16 protein-coding genes and 1 other annotated feature are annotated in these 14,768 nt (G+C 53.8%); of the genes, 11 read left to right on the top strand and 5 right to left on the bottom strand.

The genetic code is table 11. From position 1 onward, the window contains the following. Positions 1 to 189: 189 nt before the first annotated feature. A complete protein-coding gene (gene sbcB / locus AB6731_RS01455) occupies positions 190 to 1,626 on the top strand; it encodes an exodeoxyribonuclease I (protein WP_371005797.1) in 1,437 nt (478 codons plus the stop codon). A gap of 59 nt (positions 1,627 to 1,685) precedes the next feature. On the opposite strand, the gene plaP is transcribed toward sbcB, so the two are convergent. The 4 genes from plaP to AB6731_RS01435 form a co-directional block, all read right to left on the bottom strand. Next, positions 1,686 to 3,044, bottom strand: a complete 1,359-nt coding sequence (gene plaP / locus AB6731_RS01450) for a putrescine/proton symporter PlaP (RefSeq protein ID WP_014170786.1) — start codon at positions 3,042 to 3,044, stop codon at positions 1,686 to 1,688. Continuing rightward, positions 3,034 to 3,096, bottom strand: a complete 63-nt coding sequence (gene yoeI / locus AB6731_RS01445) for a membrane protein YoeI (RefSeq protein WP_099458931.1) — start codon at positions 3,094 to 3,096, stop codon at positions 3,034 to 3,036. Before yoeI ends, plaP begins: the two co-directional genes overlap by 11 nt. Before the next feature lie 218 nt (positions 3,097 to 3,314). Further along, positions 3,315 to 4,244: a LysR substrate-binding domain-containing protein gene (locus AB6731_RS01440; RefSeq protein WP_371005796.1), complete on the bottom strand. Its 930-nt coding sequence runs from the start codon at positions 4,242 to 4,244 to the stop codon at positions 3,315 to 3,317. Between the two features lie 41 nt (positions 4,245 to 4,285). Next, positions 4,286 to 5,110 (bottom strand): SDR family oxidoreductase, encoded by an 825-nt coding sequence (locus AB6731_RS01435; RefSeq protein WP_063215330.1) that lies wholly within the window; start codon positions 5,108 to 5,110, stop codon positions 4,286 to 4,288. A 174-nt stretch (positions 5,111 to 5,284) separates the two neighbouring features. Here AB6731_RS01435 and hisL point away from each other — a divergent pair, with 174 nt between their 5' ends. The 9 genes from hisL to hisIE all read left to right on the top strand — a co-directional run bounded on the left by hisL (position 5,285) and on the right by hisIE (position 12,501). Then, complete coding sequence (hisL, locus tag AB6731_RS01430) at positions 5,285 to 5,335, top strand: his operon leader peptide (RefSeq protein ID WP_001364200.1); 51 nt, start codon at positions 5,285 to 5,287, stop codon at positions 5,333 to 5,335. After that, positions 5,311 to 5,434, top strand: a sequence feature (His leader region). (Overlaps the previous gene by 25 nt.) 45 nt (positions 5,435 to 5,479) lie before the next feature. Further along, positions 5,480 to 6,379: an ATP phosphoribosyltransferase gene (gene hisG, locus AB6731_RS01425; protein WP_000886595.1), complete on the top strand. Its 900-nt coding sequence runs from the start codon at positions 5,480 to 5,482 to the stop codon at positions 6,377 to 6,379. A gap of 5 nt (positions 6,380 to 6,384) precedes the next feature. After that, positions 6,385 to 7,689, top strand: coding sequence for a histidinol dehydrogenase (gene hisD / locus AB6731_RS01420; RefSeq protein ID WP_025203710.1), 1,305 nt, complete (start codon positions 6,385 to 6,387; stop codon positions 7,687 to 7,689). Continuing rightward, entirely contained in the window at positions 7,686 to 8,747 is a 1,062-nt protein-coding gene (gene hisC, locus AB6731_RS01415; protein ID WP_182268994.1) for a histidinol-phosphate transaminase, read from the top strand. Before hisD ends, hisC begins: the two co-directional genes overlap by 4 nt. After that, entirely contained in the window at positions 8,744 to 9,811 is a 1,068-nt protein-coding gene (gene hisB, locus AB6731_RS01410) for a bifunctional histidinol-phosphatase/imidazoleglycerol-phosphate dehydratase HisB (RefSeq protein ID WP_032678505.1), read from the top strand. Before hisC ends, hisB begins: the two co-directional genes overlap by 4 nt. Beyond that, positions 9,811 to 10,401, top strand: coding sequence for an imidazole glycerol phosphate synthase subunit HisH (gene hisH / locus AB6731_RS01405; protein WP_020883288.1), 591 nt, complete (start codon positions 9,811 to 9,813; stop codon positions 10,399 to 10,401). Before hisB ends, hisH begins: the two co-directional genes overlap by 1 nt. Next, the gene (hisA, locus tag AB6731_RS01400; RefSeq protein ID WP_025203708.1) at positions 10,401 to 11,138 is read left to right on the top strand and encodes a 1-(5-phosphoribosyl)-5-[(5-phosphoribosylamino)methylideneamino]imidazole-4-carboxamide isomerase; all 738 of its coding nucleotides are present in this window, start codon (positions 10,401 to 10,403) and stop codon (positions 11,136 to 11,138) included. The genes hisH and hisA overlap by 1 nt, the downstream gene beginning before the upstream one ends. Continuing rightward, positions 11,120 to 11,896 carry an imidazole glycerol phosphate synthase subunit HisF gene (gene hisF, locus AB6731_RS01395; protein ID WP_032680652.1) on the top strand — a complete coding sequence of 259 codons (777 nt, stop codon included), beginning with the start codon at positions 11,120 to 11,122 and terminating at the stop codon, positions 11,894 to 11,896. The genes hisA and hisF overlap by 19 nt, the downstream gene beginning before the upstream one ends. Beyond that, positions 11,890 to 12,501 carry a bifunctional phosphoribosyl-AMP cyclohydrolase/phosphoribosyl-ATP diphosphatase HisIE gene (hisIE, locus tag AB6731_RS01390; protein WP_032680651.1) on the top strand — a complete coding sequence of 204 codons (612 nt, stop codon included), beginning with the start codon at positions 11,890 to 11,892 and terminating at the stop codon, positions 12,499 to 12,501. The genes hisF and hisIE overlap by 7 nt, the downstream gene beginning before the upstream one ends. A gap of 41 nt (positions 12,502 to 12,542) precedes the next feature. On the opposite strand, the gene wzzB is transcribed toward hisIE, so the two are convergent. Further along, positions 12,543 to 13,523 carry an LPS O-antigen chain length determinant protein WzzB gene (gene wzzB / locus AB6731_RS01385; RefSeq protein ID WP_371005795.1) on the bottom strand — a complete coding sequence of 327 codons (981 nt, stop codon included), beginning with the start codon at positions 13,521 to 13,523 and terminating at the stop codon, positions 12,543 to 12,545. A 193-nt stretch (positions 13,524 to 13,716) separates the two neighbouring features. Here wzzB and AB6731_RS01380 point away from each other — a divergent pair, with 193 nt between their 5' ends. After that, the gene (locus AB6731_RS01380; RefSeq protein ID WP_337275665.1) at positions 13,717 to 14,721 is read left to right on the top strand and encodes an NAD-dependent epimerase; all 1,005 of its coding nucleotides are present in this window, start codon (positions 13,717 to 13,719) and stop codon (positions 14,719 to 14,721) included. The last annotated feature ends 47 nt before the right edge of the window (positions 14,722 to 14,768 follow it).

The following is a 14,768-nucleotide window of genomic DNA, read 5'->3' as shown; positions in this document are numbered from 1 at the left end:
CTCAGGTCATTAAAAATCGATGACCTTTTTACGGGAGTTCTGTTGTCGTTACCTGGCTTAATTGCAAAAAAATGTGACAGAAAGCAGATTTTACGCTGAAGCGGCCTCGCAAATTTGCACGGTGATGGCGCTTTTTATTCGGACTGACCTGCACGATCGTTTACCATAGAGACGTCATTTTTTAACAGGATGGTATTACTGGTGTCTGATTCAGCCGCGCGCCCTACATTTTTGTTCCACGACTACGAAACCTTTGGCACCCACCCGGCGCTGGACAGACCGGCACAGTTTGCGGCCATCCGTACCGACGACGAATTCAACATCATTGGCGAGCCTGAGGTCTTTTACTGTAAGCCGGCCGATGACTACCTGCCCCAGCCCGGCGCGGTAATGGTCACCGGGATCACCCCACAGGAAGCCCGGGACAAAGGCGTGAACGAGGCCGCATTCGCCCGGCGCATTCACGACCTCTTCACCGTCCCGAATACCTGCGTGGTCGGTTACAACAACATCCGTTTCGATGACGAAGTGACGCGCAATATCTTCTACCGCAACTTCTACGATCCTTATGCCTGGAGCTGGCAGAACCGCAACTCGCGCTGGGATTTGCTCGACATTATGCGTGCCTGCTATGCGCTGCGCCCGGAAGGCATCAACTGGCCTGAGAATGATGAAGGGCTGCCGAGCTTCAGACTGGAACACCTGACGCGTGCAAACGGTATTGAGCACAGCAATGCCCACGATGCGATGGCCGATGTCTACGCCACCATTGCTATGGCAAAGCTGGTAAAAGCCGCTCAGCCACGGCTGTTTGACTATCTGCTGACCCACCGCAGCAAGCACAAACTCACCACGCTGATTGATGTGCCGCAGATGAAACCGCTGGTACATATCTCCGGTATGTTTGGCGCCTGGCGCGGCAATACCAGTTGGATCGCACCGCTGGCCTGGCATCCTGATAACCGTAATGCCGTGATTATGGTGGATTTAGCCGGTGATATTACACCGCTGCTCGATCTCGACAGCGATACGCTGCGCGAACGGCTCTATACCCCGAAAGATGAACTCGGCGATCTGCCCGCGGTGCCGGTCAAACTGGTCCATATCAATAAATGTCCGGTCCTGGCCCAGGCCAATACTCTGCGCGCAGAGGATGCCGACAGGCTGGGGATTAACCGTCAGCGTTGCCTGGATAACCTCAAGGTGCTGCGTGAAAACCCGCAGGTGCGTGAGAAAGCGGTGGCGATCTTTGCCGAAGCCGAACCCTTTGTTCCGTCAGACAACGTCGATGCGCAGCTGTACAACGGCTTTTTCAGCGACGCAGACCGTGCGGCAATGAATATTGTTCTGCAAACCGAACCGCGTAACTTACCCGCGCTGGATATTACCTTCGCGGACGCACGTATCGAAAAACTGATGTTTAATTATCGCGCGCGCAACTATCCTGGCACGCTGGATGAAACCGAACAGGCGCGCTGGCTTCAGCATCGTCGTCATGTGTTTACACCGGAGTTTCTGCAGAGCTACGCGCAGGAGCTGGAGATGCTGTATAGCCAGTATGAAGGAAATGCTGAAAAGCAGGCGCTGTTAAAAGCGCTGTATCAGTATGCGCAGGAAATCGTCTGACAGATTTTGGGCGAAAAAAAACCGGAGGCGATGGTCTCCGGTTTTTTTTTACTGAGTTCTTACGCAACGTCTTCGTACTGAGGAACCGGGTTACGGAAGCTCTTCGTGACGCACGCCAGGTAAACCAGGCCGATACCCGCCCAAATCAGGCCAAGCACCATGGAACTCTCTTCCAGGTTAACCCACAGCGCACCCACGGTCAGCGCACCACACATCGGCAGGAACAGATACTGGAAGTGGTCTTTCAGCGTTTTATTACGCTTTTCACGGATCCAGAACTGAGAAATAACCGACAGGTTAACAAAGGTGAACGCCACCAGCGCACCGAAGTTAATCAGCGCAGTTGCCATCACCAGGTCAAAGTTAATCGCCAGCAGAGCAATAGCGCCGACCAGGATGATGTTCATCGCCGGCGTACGCCAGGTTGGGTGAACGTAGCCGAAGAAGCTTTTCGGGAATACGCCGTCACGACCCATTACATACATCAGACGTGCAACGCCTGCATGCGCGGCCATGCCGGATGCCAGTACCGTGATGGTGGAGAAGATCAACGCGCCAACCTGGAACGCTTTACCCGCCACGTAGAGCATAATTTCTGGCTGAGAGGCATCCGGATCCTTAAAGCGAGAGATATCCGGGAAGTACAGCTGCAGGAAGTAGGTCGCAAAGATAAAGATCAGACCACCAATCAGCGCCGTCAGGAAGATAGCACGCGGGATAACACGCTCTGCGTCCTTGGTCTCTTCAGACAGGTTGCTGATGCCGTCAAAACCGGTAAAGGAGAAGCACAGAATGGTTGCCCCGGTAATCATCGGGATCACATGCGCATCACCAGACCAGAAAGGCTTGCTGCTCGCCAGGGTACCTGCACCTTCACCGTGGAAGACACCAAAGATAACCATGCCCAGAATCACGGCAATCAGGATGACCTGAAGCACAACAATAACGGAGTTAAAGTTCGCAACGGACTTGATGCTGCGCAGGTTGAACGCCGTCATAAAGGCCACCAGCGCCACGACGAACATCCACGAAGGGATCGACGGCACCAGTGCTTCAAAATAAATTTTAGCCAGCAGAATGTTGATCATCGGCGCGAACAGATAGTCGAGCAGCGAAGACCAGCCCACCATAAAGCCAACGGTCGGGCTGATGGATTTCTGGGCATAGGTGTAGGCAGAACCGGCAGACGGATAGCGACGAACCAGTTTACCGTAGCTCAGCGCGGTAAAGAGGATCGCAATCAGCGCGAAGGCGTAAGCCGTCGGCACATGACCGTCTGTGAGGCCTGATACGATACCGAATGTATCGAACAGCGTCATTGGTTGCATATAGGCAAGGCCCATCATAACAACCGGAACTAACGTAAGGGTTTTACGTAATTCCACGCGAGAGGTGTTTGGAGTTGCGTTATGCGACATAGTTATTCTCCTTTACGGTGATAACCGCCACGTAAGCGAAAAATTGCCCCATTTCTGTATTCCTCAGCGACAACAACTGTCGGATTTTAGTAAATATCTATCCGGTACGAAGCCCGGCCTCTTGGTTTTTAGTTTCGTTTCATACGTGCAAAAAAAAATAACCGACGCCTTTTATATCGTCGATTATTCATTTGGTTGCAGCGGCGCATTTTGCCCCACATCGGATACAAAAGGCAATACTTTGCAACGCCCGGGGCGATTTTCTTTTTTCTAACTGGCTGATTTCTCGACGCTGCTTTGCGAGTAAACGGCAGCAATAGCACTATTTGCTAAAATTTCGTCCCGCCACCAGGCACTTGCCAGCCCCGCAGTTTGTTCATTCCAGCCGACCCACACCGATTCATTGCTGCTTTGTGCAAGCACCTGTTTTTCAACAAGCGCACCGCTGTCTAAAAACCGCTGTGCCAGATAGCGGGGTAAATAGCCGCACCCTAGGCCACTGATTTGCAGCTCCAGCTTGGTTTTATAGTCGAACACCGTGATCGCCTCCTGCTCATCAAGCAACTGCGTGGAGGCCGCACAGTCGGGACGCGAGCTGTCACCGACCACAATGGCGCGGTAGCCTTTAATCGTGCGCCGGTTAAGGGGTTCCGGCTCCTGCGCGAGCGGATGGTGTGGCGCGACGGCGAAAACCTGCTCCAGCACACCCAGCCGGGCGAAACCGAAATCGCTTAACTGGGGCGGTTCATGCAGCGCACCGACAAAAATATCTGCCCTGCCCTGAGTTAAGGCATCCCATGAATCGCCCAGCACGCCATTAATGAAGATTAACCGGGTTACGCTGTGGTGCTGATAGAACGCCTCAATCAGCGGCGTCAGAAGAGAAAACGGAAAAGTATCATCAACGCCGATGACCAGTTCGTTCTCCCATCCCTGGTGCAGTTTGACGGCCTGTTTTTCCATTTCGCGAACGGTATGCAGGACGTCGCGCCCCTTCTCCAGCAGCATCTGTCCGGTACGGGTAAAACGGGCGCGGTGGCCAGAGCGATCGAGGATCTGGATATTAAGATCGCTTTCCAGTTTATGAACGGTATAGCTCAGCGCCGACGGGGTTTTGAAGAGCTTTGCCGAAGCAGCGGCAAAGCTCCCCTCTTTTTCCAGTGCATCCAGAATAATAAGAACATCCAGCAGCGGTTTCATGTTCGCCCCCTTCCGGTGTGCGATCGTTTCCGCTGAGAAACTTATTCCATCGGCATCACCAGCGGATCGGGATATTGATACTCAAACCCCAGCTCATGACAAATGCGATTGCCATCAACAATTTTGCCTTTACTTTCGTCCTTTGCTTCACCAAAAACAGGCGGAACCAGACCCAGCTGGCGTGCCATCAGCGGGTAAAACGTGCTACGCGCTGGATGAGAAGGCGCACATATATTATAGATGTGCCCACCTTTTGGAGCCTGTAAGAGTAGTTCTATTGCGGCAATTACGTCATCAAGATGCACAAGATTGACGCCATGTTGTCCGTCTGGCGCGGATTTTCCCGCGAAGAAGCGCCCTGGATGTCGTCCGGGGCCAACCAGACCTGCCAGCCGTACGATATCGACCTGGGTGCCGGGAAGATGATGCAGCCAGTCTTCCAGCTCTTTCAGCACTTTACCGCTCGCGGTAACGGGATGACGCTCAGAGGTCTCTTTCACCACGCCGTCAACATCGCCGTAGACCGAGGTTGAGCTGGTAAAAATAATGCGTGGGATGTGATGCGCCAGCGCGCTGTCGACAATCTCCTGCATCGCCTGCAGATAAAATGATTCGCCCGGGCCACTGCGCCGTGCAGGTAACGTAATCACCAGCGCATCAACGTTCATCAGCGTGTCCAGATCGTCAGCATCACACACCAGTTCAGGTTCCAGACGCAACTCGACGCCGTCAATACCGCACATGCGCGCCGCTTCTACCCCATCCGCCGTGGTTTTGCTTCCGGTCACCTGCCAGCCTTTTGCGGCCAATGACATCGCCAGCGGCATTCCCAGCCAACCTAAACCGACAATCGCGACCTTTTTCATGCGAATTCTCCTGACTTTTACTCGTCTTTCTTAAGGCTACGCCAGCCCGACAGAACACACAATTCATAGCGTCAATATGAAATGAATTAATGATCAAAAAAAGCCCTTGCAATCAGTCATACAACTGGTTTAGGTTAAAAGACATCAAATGAATAAGCATTCATCGAGAATTTTATGACACGCGTTCAATTTAAACACCACCATCATCACCATCATCCTGACTAGTCTTTCAGGCGATGTGTGCTGGAAGACGTTTGGATCTTCCAGTGGTGCATGAACGCATGAAAAAGCCCCCGGAAGATCTTCTTCCGGGGGCTTTTTTTTGGACCAAATTCAGACAGGTTAAAACAGGTTAACGAGGAAAACAGAATGTTAGATAACTCACGTTTACGCATAGCTATTCAAAAATCAGGCCGTTTGAGTGATGATTCACGCGAACTGCTCGCCCGCTGCGGGATTAAAATCAACCTGCACACCCAGCGCCTGATTGCCCTGGCTGAAAATATGCCCATCGACATTCTGCGCGTGCGTGATGACGATATTCCCGGCCTTGTGATGGATGGCGTTGTTGACCTCGGCATCATCGGTGAAAACGTGCTGGAAGAAGAGCTCCTGACCCGCCGTGCTCAGGGTGAAGATCCACGCTATTTTACCCTGCGTCGTCTGGACTTCGGCGGCTGCCGCCTGTCGCTGGCCACGCCTGTCGATGAAGCCTGGGACGGCCCGGCCGCGCTGAACGGCAAACGTATCGCCACCTCCTACCCTCACCTGTTAAAACGTTACCTGGATCAGAAAGGCGTACAGTTTAAATCCTGTCTGCTGAACGGCTCTGTTGAGGTGGCGCCGCGCGCGGGTCTGGCTGACGCCATCTGTGACCTCGTCTCTACGGGCGCCACGCTGGAAGCGAACGGTCTGCGCGAAGTGGAAGTGATTTACCGCTCCAAAGCGTGCCTTATCCAGCGCGACGGCGAAATGGCCGATGCGAAACAGCAGCTGATCGACAAACTGCTGACCCGTATTCAGGGCGTGATTCAGGCCCGTGAATCGAAATACATCATGATGCACGCGCCAACCGAACGTCTTGATGAGGTCATTGCCCTGCTGCCAGGCGCAGAGCGCCCGACCATCCTGCCTCTGGCCGGTGACCAGCAGCGCGTCGCCATGCACATGGTCAGTAGCGAAACCCTGTTCTGGGAGACCATGGAAAAACTGAAGGCGCTGGGCGCAAGCTCAATTCTGGTGCTGCCAATTGAGAAGATGATGGAGTGATGGCCATGAGCTTTAACACAATCATCAACTGGAACGATTGTTCGCAAGAACAACAGCGCGCGCTGCTGATGCGTCCGGCGATTTCCGCCTCAGAAAGCATCACCCGCACCGTGGCCGAGATCCTTGATAACGTCAAGGCCCGTGGCGACGATGCGCTGCGGGAATACAGCGCAAAGTTTGATAAAACCGAGGTTGGCGCTTTAAAGGTAACCGAACAGGAAATCACGGACGCGGAAAGCCGCCTCGGTGACGAGATCAAACAGGCGATGGCCGTCGCGGTGAAAAACATTGATACCTTCCACACCGCGCAGATATTGCAGGCGGTCGATGTGGAAACCGTGCCCGGCGTACGCTGCCAGCAGGTCACGCGTCCGGTTGCGTCGGTGGGGCTTTACATCCCCGGTGGTTCCGCCCCGCTGTTCTCTACCGTATTAATGCTGGCAACCCCGGCACGCATCGCCGGTTGTCAGAAAGTAGTACTGTGCTCGCCGCCTCCGATTGCCGATGAAATTCTCTATGCGGCAAAACTGTGTGGCGTACAGGCGGTGTATAAAGTGGGGGGTGCACAGGCAATTTCCGCACTGGCGTTTGGTACCGAATCCATTCCTAAAGTGGACAAAATTTTTGGCCCGGGCAACGCGTATGTGACCGAAGCAAAGCGTCAGGTCAGCCAGCGTCTGGACGGTGCCGCAATTGATATGCCTGCCGGTCCTTCTGAGGTGCTAGTGATTGCCGACAGCGGTGCAACGCCGGACTTCGTCGCCTCCGATCTGTTATCCCAGGCAGAACATGGCCCGGACTCACAGGTTATTTTGCTGACGCCGGATGCGGATATGGCAAGACGCGTGGGTGAAGCCGTTGAACGTCAGCTTGCCGACCTGCCGCGCGCCGACACGGCACGCCAGGCACTCTCAGCAAGCCGCCTGATTGTGGCGCGCGATCTGGCGCAGTGCATTGCCATCTCCAACCAGTACGGCCCGGAACACCTGATTATCCAGACCCGCAATGCGCGCGATCTGGTTGACAGCATTACCAGCGCAGGTTCGGTCTTCCTTGGCGACTGGTCACCGGAATCCGCCGGCGATTACGCTTCCGGCACCAACCACGTTCTGCCAACCTACGGCTATACATCAACCTGTTCGAGCCTCGGGCTGGCGGATTTCCAGAAACGCATGACCGTACAGGAGCTGTCCCGCGAGGGGTTTGCCTCTCTGGCCTCCACCATTGAGACACTGGCCGCCGCCGAACGTCTGACCGCCCACAAAAACGCCGTTACGCTGCGCGTTGCAGCCCTGAAGGAGCAAGCATGAGCATTGAAGAATTAGCCCGCGAAAATGTCCGTCGCCTGACGCCTTATCAGTCTGCTCGTCGTCTGGGTGGCAATGGTGATGTCTGGCTGAACGCTAACGAATACCCGACGGCCGTACAGTTCGAGCTGTCGCAGCAAACGCTGAACCGCTATCCGGAATGCCAGCCGAAAACGGTTATCGAAAATTACGCCCGGTACGCAGGCGTAAAGCCTGAGCAGGTGCTGGTCAGCCGGGGTGCAGATGAAGGCATTGAACTGCTGATCCGAGCCTTCTGCGAACCGGGTAAAGACGCGGTGATGTACTGCCAGCCAACCTACGGAATGTACAGCGTCAGCGCAGAAACCTTTGGCGTGGCGTGCCGTAACGTGCTTTCGCTGGAAGACTGGCAGCTCGATCTGCAGGGGATTGCCGATAATCTTGACGGAGTGAAAGTGGTGTTCGTCTGCAGTCCAAATAACCCGACCGGGCAGATTATCAACCCGCAGGACATTCGAACCCTGCTGGAGATGACGCGCGGTAAAGCGCTGGTGGTGGCTGACGAAGCCTATATTGAGTTCTGCCCGCAGGCGACGCTGGCTGGCTGGCTCGAGGAGTACCCGCACCTGGTTGTACTGCGTACGCTGTCAAAAGCTTTCGCTCTCGCTGGCCTGCGCTGCGGCTTTACGCTGGCCAATAAAGAAGTCATCGACCTGCTGATGAAAGTGATTGCGCCATATCCACTCTCTACGCCGGTTGCCGACATTGCGGCGCAGGCTTTGGCCCCTCAGGGGATCAAGGCGATGCGCGAACGCGTGGCACAAATTCTTGAAGAACGGCAGTATCTGATCACTGCCCTGAAAGATATTCCCTGCGTGGAGCAGGTATTCGACTCTGAAACCAACTACATCCTGGTACGCTTTACCGCGTCGAGTGCCGTATTTAAATCTTTATGGGATCAGGGCATTATCTTACGAGACCAAAATAAACAACCATCCTTAAGCGGCTGTTTGCGTATTACCGTAGGCACCCGTGCAGAGAGTCAGCGCGTGATTGACGCCCTGAAAGCGGAGAAAGTATGAGCCAGAAGACCCTCTTTATCGATCGTGACGGTACCCTTATTTCGGAGCCGCCAACCGATTTTCAGGTCGATCGTTTCGACAAACTGGCTTTTGAACCCGATGTAATCCCGGTACTGCTCAAGCTGCAGAAAGCTGGCTATAAGCTGGTGATGATCACGAACCAGGACGGGCTGGGTACCGACAGTTTCCCGCAGGCGGATTTTGACGGCCCGCATAACCTGATGATGCAGGTGCTGACCTCTCAGGGCGTTGAATTTGATGAGGTGCTGATCTGCCCACACCTGCCTGCCGATGAATGTGACTGCCGCAAGCCTAAGGTAAAGCTGGTCGAACGCTACCTGGCGGATGACGTGCTGGATAAAGCCAATAGCTATGTCATTGGCGATCGCATGACCGATATTACGCTGGCGGAGAACATGGGTATCTCCGGGCTGCGCTATGACCGTTCCACCCTTAACTGGGCAAAAATTGGTGAGCAGTTGACCCAGCGTGACCGCTACTCGCACGTTGAGCGCAACACCAAAGAGACGCAAATCGACGTTAAGGTCTGGCTGGATCGTGAAGGCGGCAGCAAGATCCACACCGGTGTGGGTTTCTTTGACCATATGCTGGACCAGATCGCGACCCATGGTGGTTTCCGCATGGAGATCGCCGTAAAAGGCGATTTGTATATCGACGATCACCACACCGTGGAAGATACCGGCCTGGCGCTGGGTGAAGCGCTGAAGCTGGCACTCGGCGACAAACGCGGCATCAACCGTTTTGGTTTTGTGCTGCCGATGGACGAGTGCCTGGCGCGCTGCGCCATGGATATCTCCGGGCGCCCACACCTGGAATACAAAGCGGATTTCACCTACCAGCGCGTGGGCGACCTCAGCACCGAAATGGTTGAACACTTCTTCCGTTCATTGTCCTACACCATGGGCCTGACGTTGCACCTCAAGACCAAGGGCAAGAACGACCACCACCGCGTGGAAAGCCTGTTCAAGGCCTTTGGCCGTACCCTTCGCCAGGCGATTCGTGTGGAAGGTGACGCCCTGCCCTCATCGAAAGGAGTGCTGTAATGAATGTGGTGATTCTGGATACCGGATGCGCCAACCTGAACTCCGTAAAATCGGCAATTGCCCGTCACGGCTATGCACCGGACGTGAGTCGCGACCCGGACGTCGTACTGCGCGCCGATAAGCTTTTTCTGCCCGGCGTAGGGACAGCGCAGGCGGCGATGGATCAGATCCACGAGCGTGAGCTGGTGAGTCTCATCAAAGCCTGTACTCAACCGGTGCTGGGAATTTGTCTGGGCATGCAGCTCTTGGGCCGACGCAGTGAAGAGAGTAACGGTGTTGATCTGCTCGGGATTATCGACGAAGACGTGCCGAAAATGACCGATCACGGTCTGCCTCTGCCGCACATGGGCTGGAACCGTGTTTATGCCAAAGCCGGTGACAGACTGTTTCGCGGCATTGAAGACGGGGCCTATTTTTACTTCGTGCACAGCTACGCCATGCCGGTAAATCCGTACACCATTGCCCAGTGCAATTACGGCGAAGCATTTACCGCGGCGGTGCAGAAAGATAACTTCTTCGGCGTGCAGTTTCACCCGGAACGCTCCGGTGCCGCAGGTGCACAGTTGCTGAAAAACTTCCTGGAGATGTAATGATTATTCCCGCTTTAGATTTAATCGACGGCACGGTTGTCCGTCTCCATCAGGGCGATTACGGGCAGCAACGCGACTACGGTAACGACCCCTTGCCACGTCTGCAGGATTATGCCGCCCAGGGCGCGCAGGTGCTGCACCTGGTGGATTTGACTGGCGCAAAAGATCCGACAAAACGTCAAATCCCACTTCTTAAAAAACTGGTGGCCGGCGTAGATGTGCCGGTCCAGGTAGGCGGTGGCGTGCGTACGGAAGATGACGTTGCGGCGCTGCTGGACGCTGGCGTGGCGCGTGTGGTCGTCGGCTCGACTGCCGTTAACGATCCTGAAAAGGTTAAAGCCTGGTTCCGCCGCTTTGGCGCTGACGCGCTGGTGCTGGCGCTGGATGTTCGTATCGACGAGCAGGGTAACAAGCAGGTTGCAGTCAGCGGCTGGCAGGAAAACTCCGGGGTGACGCTGGAAGAGCTGGTTGAGAGGTATCTGCCCGTTGGCCTGAAGCACGTGCTGTGCACCGATATCTCCCGCGACGGCACGCTGGCAGGCTCTAACGTTTCTTTATACCAAGAAGTCTGCGCACGTTATCCGCAGGTGGCCTTCCAGTCGTCGGGCGGTATTGGTGATATCACTGATATTGCCGCGCTGCGCGGAACGGGCGTACAGGGCGTGATTGTGGGCCGAGCCCTGCTGGAAGGTAAATTTACTGTGACGGAGGCGATTCAATGCTGGCAAAACGGATAATCCCTTGCCTGGACGTACGTGACGGCCAGGTAGTGAAAGGCGTGCAATTCCGCAACCATGAAATCATTGGTGATATCGTCCCGCTGGCAAAACGCTACGCTGAAGAAGGCGCAGATGAGCTGGTGTTTTACGATATCACCGCCTCCAGCGATGGCCGCGTTGTGGATAAAAGCTGGGTGGCGCGCGTGGCAGAAGTGATTGATATTCCCTTCTGCGTGGCAGGTGGGATCAAATCTGCGGAAGACGCGGCAAAAATCCTCTCCTTTGGTGCCGATAAGATTTCCATTAACTCCCCTGCTTTGGCAGACCCGGAGCTGATTACCCGTCTGGCCGATCGCTTTGGCGTACAGTGTATTGTCGTGGGGATCGACACCTGGTATGACGCCGCAACGGGTAAATACCATGTCAACCAGTACACCGGCGATGAAAACCGGACCCGCGTAACCCAATGGGAGACGCTGGACTGGGTGCAGGAAGTCCAGAAACGTGGTGCAGGCGAAATTGTGCTGAACATGATGAACCAGGACGGCGTGCGTAACGGCTATGACCTTGAGCAGCTGAAAAAAGTCCGCGCGGTTTGTCATGTCCCGCTGATAGCCTCCGGCGGCGCGGGCACCATGGAACACTTCCTCGAAGCCTTCCGCGATGCAAACGTTGACGGCGCGCTGGCGGCCTCCGTGTTCCACAAACAGATTATTAATATTGGTGAGTTAAAAACGTACCTGGCCGACCAGGGCGTGGAGATCAGGGTATGTTAACAGAGCAACAACAGGCGCAGCTGGACTGGGAAAAAACTGACGGATTACTGCCGGTGGTTGTACAGCATGCCGTCTCAGGTGAAGTGCTGATGCTGGGGTATATGAACCAGGACGCGCTGGCAAAAACGCTCGACAGCGGCAAGGTCACCTTTTTTTCGCGTACCAAACAACGCCTGTGGACCAAAGGGGAAACCTCTGGCCATTTCCTGAATGTGGTCAGCATTACGCCGGACTGCGATAACGATACGCTTCTGGTACTGGCGAATCCGATCGGCCCAACCTGCCACAAGGGCACCAGCAGCTGCTTCGGCGACGCAAGCCACCAGTGGCTGTTCCTGTATCAGCTGGAACAGTTACTCGCTGAGCGTAAAACGGCGGATCCTGAAAGTTCGTATACGGCTAAGCTGTACGCCAGCGGGACTAAACGTATTGCGCAAAAGGTAGGGGAAGAAGGCGTTGAGACAGCACTGGCCGCGACCGTGCATGACCGCGAGGAGCTGACCAACGAGGCGTCGGATTTGATGTATCACTTGCTGGTACTGCTGCAGGATCAGGAGCTGGATTTGACGGCGGTGATTGAGAATCTACGTAAGAGACATAAATAAAAAAACCGGGGAATTTCCCCGGTTTTTTTATCTGATGAGAATCACGCTTTTGGTTTGTAGTTCCGCAATGCGTTGCGACCCAACACCACACCTGAACCGATAATCCCGCCAAGGAGTACGGCAAGGATTAGAGTGATGGCCTTTTTCGGACTGTCACGTTTGATCGGTAAATCTGGCTTCATCACATAACGGTAGACGTGGATAGTGTCAGGGTTAACGTTCAGCTTTTCGATATCCAGCAAGTTCTGCTTGGTCTGGTAGTACGCTCCTGAGAACACCAGCGGACGAGACGCTTCGTTTTCAATCATCGATTTTAACGCTTCGCTGCCCAGCAGGAACATAGTTTCCTGCGTCACGTCCTGAGTTTGCTGAATCTGTGGAGAAGTGATTTTAGCCGCTTCAGCGTTCTTAAGCGCCTCAGTGATCTGTTTGATTCGCAGATCTTTTTGCTCCTGAGAGACTTTCTCCTGGTTTTCCAGGGAGTCGTTCAGGGTTGTGATCTGCTGCTTAATGTTATCTTTTAGGTCAAGCGTCAGTTCTTTCGCCGTCTGTTCATCAACCTGCTGAATATACTGGGCAAGCTGCTTTTGCGCAGCTTCAGCAGTTTCACCAACATAACTGACGGTCAATGGAAATGCTTGTCCCTTAACCGTGGAATCGATGGTTAGCTTTTCCGGGATTTCCTGATTTTCAAGCGCCTGCGCTAATGCAGAAAAGGATGAATTAAAACGACCAATTGCACGGGTCTGGATATCCAAAATTGAAGGAGCGGCACTTCCGTACAGAATATTCAACGCATTTGCATACGTTGCAATCTGTGCGGCATCCGGCTGGGCTATGATAGCGGACGATGTCCATTTCTCTTTTGCTACGGTGATGTAGATCCCAGCCAATATGATAAATACAGCAACAAAAGCTCCAACAACCCACTTTCCACGCCACAGTTGCAGCACTAAATCAAGTAAATCAATTTGCTCCGGGTCATTACTTCTGCTGACCAGGTTATTGTTGTTCTGCGTCATACAATCCCTAACAGATGATAAAGGGCAAAAATAAACATGTTCACATAGTGTATCTGTTGCTATGAATTTTTCTATAAGAATCCGATGAGTTAAATCGGAAAGATGGGTTATGTAACTGGCATCCGCCGCGCTATGATAGACGCAATGTGATGCGTGATGGCATCAGTAAGAACACATGTTTATGAGGGAAGATATGAAATTTCTGGTAACGGGTGCAGCTGGCTTTATCGGCGCAAATGTCAGCAAACGACTCCTGGATGCAGGTCATCAGGTCGTCGGTATTGATAACCTGAATGACTACTATGATGTCAATCTTAAGCTGGCACGTCTGGATCTGCTGACATCTGATAATTTCGCCTTCCACAAGCTGGACCTGGCCGACCGTGAAGGCATGGCCACACTGTTCGCCCGTGAGAAATTTGATCGCGTCATCCACCTGGCCGCACAGGCAGGTGTACGCTACTCGCTTGAAAACCCTCACGCCTATGCAGATGCCAACCTGGTAGGGCACCTCAACGTGCTGGAAGGCTGTCGCCATCACAAGGTACAACATCTTCTGTATGCATCTTCCAGCTCCGTTTACGGTCTGAATCGCAAGATGCCTTTTTCGACTGACGACTCGGTCGATCACCCCGTCTCACTTTATGCCGCGACCAAAAAAGCCAATGAACTGATGTCGCATACCTATTCCCACCTGTACAACCTGCCCACGACGGGCCTGCGTTTCTTTACCGTGTACGGTCCGTGGGGACGTCCGGATATGGCGCTGTTTAAGTTCACCAAAGCGATGATTGAAGGCAAAAGCATTGATGTCTACAACTACGGTAAGATGAAGCGCGACTTCACTTACATTGATGATATCGCCGAAGCCATTATCCGTCTGCAGGATGTTATCCCTCAGGCCGATGCAAACTGGACCGTTGAAACTGGTTCACCGGCAACCAGCTCTGCGCCTTATCGCGTCTATAACATCGGAAACAGCTCTCCGGTTGAACTGATGGATTACATTACGGCTCTTGAAGAGGCGCTCGGGATAGAGGCAGAAAAGAATATGATGCCAATCCAGCCGGGTGACGTACTGGAAACCAGCGCAGATACTAAAGCGCTGTATGACGTTATTGGCTTCAAACCGCAGACTTCCGTTAAAGAAGGCGTGAAGAATTTCGTTGACTGGTATCGCGACTTCTACAAAGTATAAAAACAAAAAAACCGGCAAGTGCCGGTTTTTTTATGCGCCTTAAGCAG

Origin of the sequence: Enterobacter sp. RCC_40 (assembly GCF_041360735.1) — a bacterium.
GTDB classification, from domain to species: Bacteria; Pseudomonadota; Gammaproteobacteria; order Enterobacterales; family Enterobacteriaceae; genus Enterobacter; species Enterobacter ludwigii.
The sequence above is the reverse complement of the archived record's forward strand: the minus strand, read 5'-3'. Positions and strand labels throughout refer to the sequence as shown.

What these genes read in the sequence shown, in the direction of transcription:
- AB6731_RS01380 (WP_337275665.1), top strand. Translation starts at nt 13,717, where the DNA reads ATGAAATTTCTGGTAACGGGTGCAGCTGGCTTTATCGGCGCAAATGTC.
- AB6731_RS01435 (WP_063215330.1), bottom strand. Translation starts at nt 5,110, where the DNA reads ATGAAAAAGGTCGCGATTGTCGGTTTAGGTTGGCTGGGAATGCCGCTG.
- plaP (WP_014170786.1), bottom strand. Translation starts at nt 3,044, where the DNA reads ATGTCGCATAACGCAACTCCAAACACCTCTCGCGTGGAATTACGTAAA.
- AB6731_RS01440 (WP_371005796.1), bottom strand. Translation starts at nt 4,244, where the DNA reads ATGAAACCGCTGCTGGATGTTCTTATTATTCTGGATGCACTGGAAAAA.
- hisH (WP_020883288.1), top strand. Translation starts at nt 9,811, where the DNA reads ATGAATGTGGTGATTCTGGATACCGGATGCGCCAACCTGAACTCCGTA.
- hisD (WP_025203710.1), top strand. Translation starts at nt 6,385, where the DNA reads ATGAGCTTTAACACAATCATCAACTGGAACGATTGTTCGCAAGAACAA.
- wzzB (WP_371005795.1), bottom strand. Translation starts at nt 13,523, where the DNA reads ATGACGCAGAACAACAATAACCTGGTCAGCAGAAGTAATGACCCGGAG.
- hisB (WP_032678505.1), top strand. Translation starts at nt 8,744, where the DNA reads ATGAGCCAGAAGACCCTCTTTATCGATCGTGACGGTACCCTTATTTCG.
- hisF (WP_032680652.1), top strand. Translation starts at nt 11,120, where the DNA reads ATGCTGGCAAAACGGATAATCCCTTGCCTGGACGTACGTGACGGCCAG.
- hisIE (WP_032680651.1), top strand. Translation starts at nt 11,890, where the DNA reads ATGTTAACAGAGCAACAACAGGCGCAGCTGGACTGGGAAAAAACTGAC.
- hisG (WP_000886595.1), top strand. Translation starts at nt 5,480, where the DNA reads ATGTTAGATAACTCACGTTTACGCATAGCTATTCAAAAATCAGGCCGT.
- sbcB (WP_371005797.1), top strand. Translation starts at nt 190, where the DNA reads ATGGTATTACTGGTGTCTGATTCAGCCGCGCGCCCTACATTTTTGTTC.
- hisA (WP_025203708.1), top strand. Translation starts at nt 10,401, where the DNA reads ATGATTATTCCCGCTTTAGATTTAATCGACGGCACGGTTGTCCGTCTC.
- hisC (WP_182268994.1), top strand. Translation starts at nt 7,686, where the DNA reads ATGAGCATTGAAGAATTAGCCCGCGAAAATGTCCGTCGCCTGACGCCT.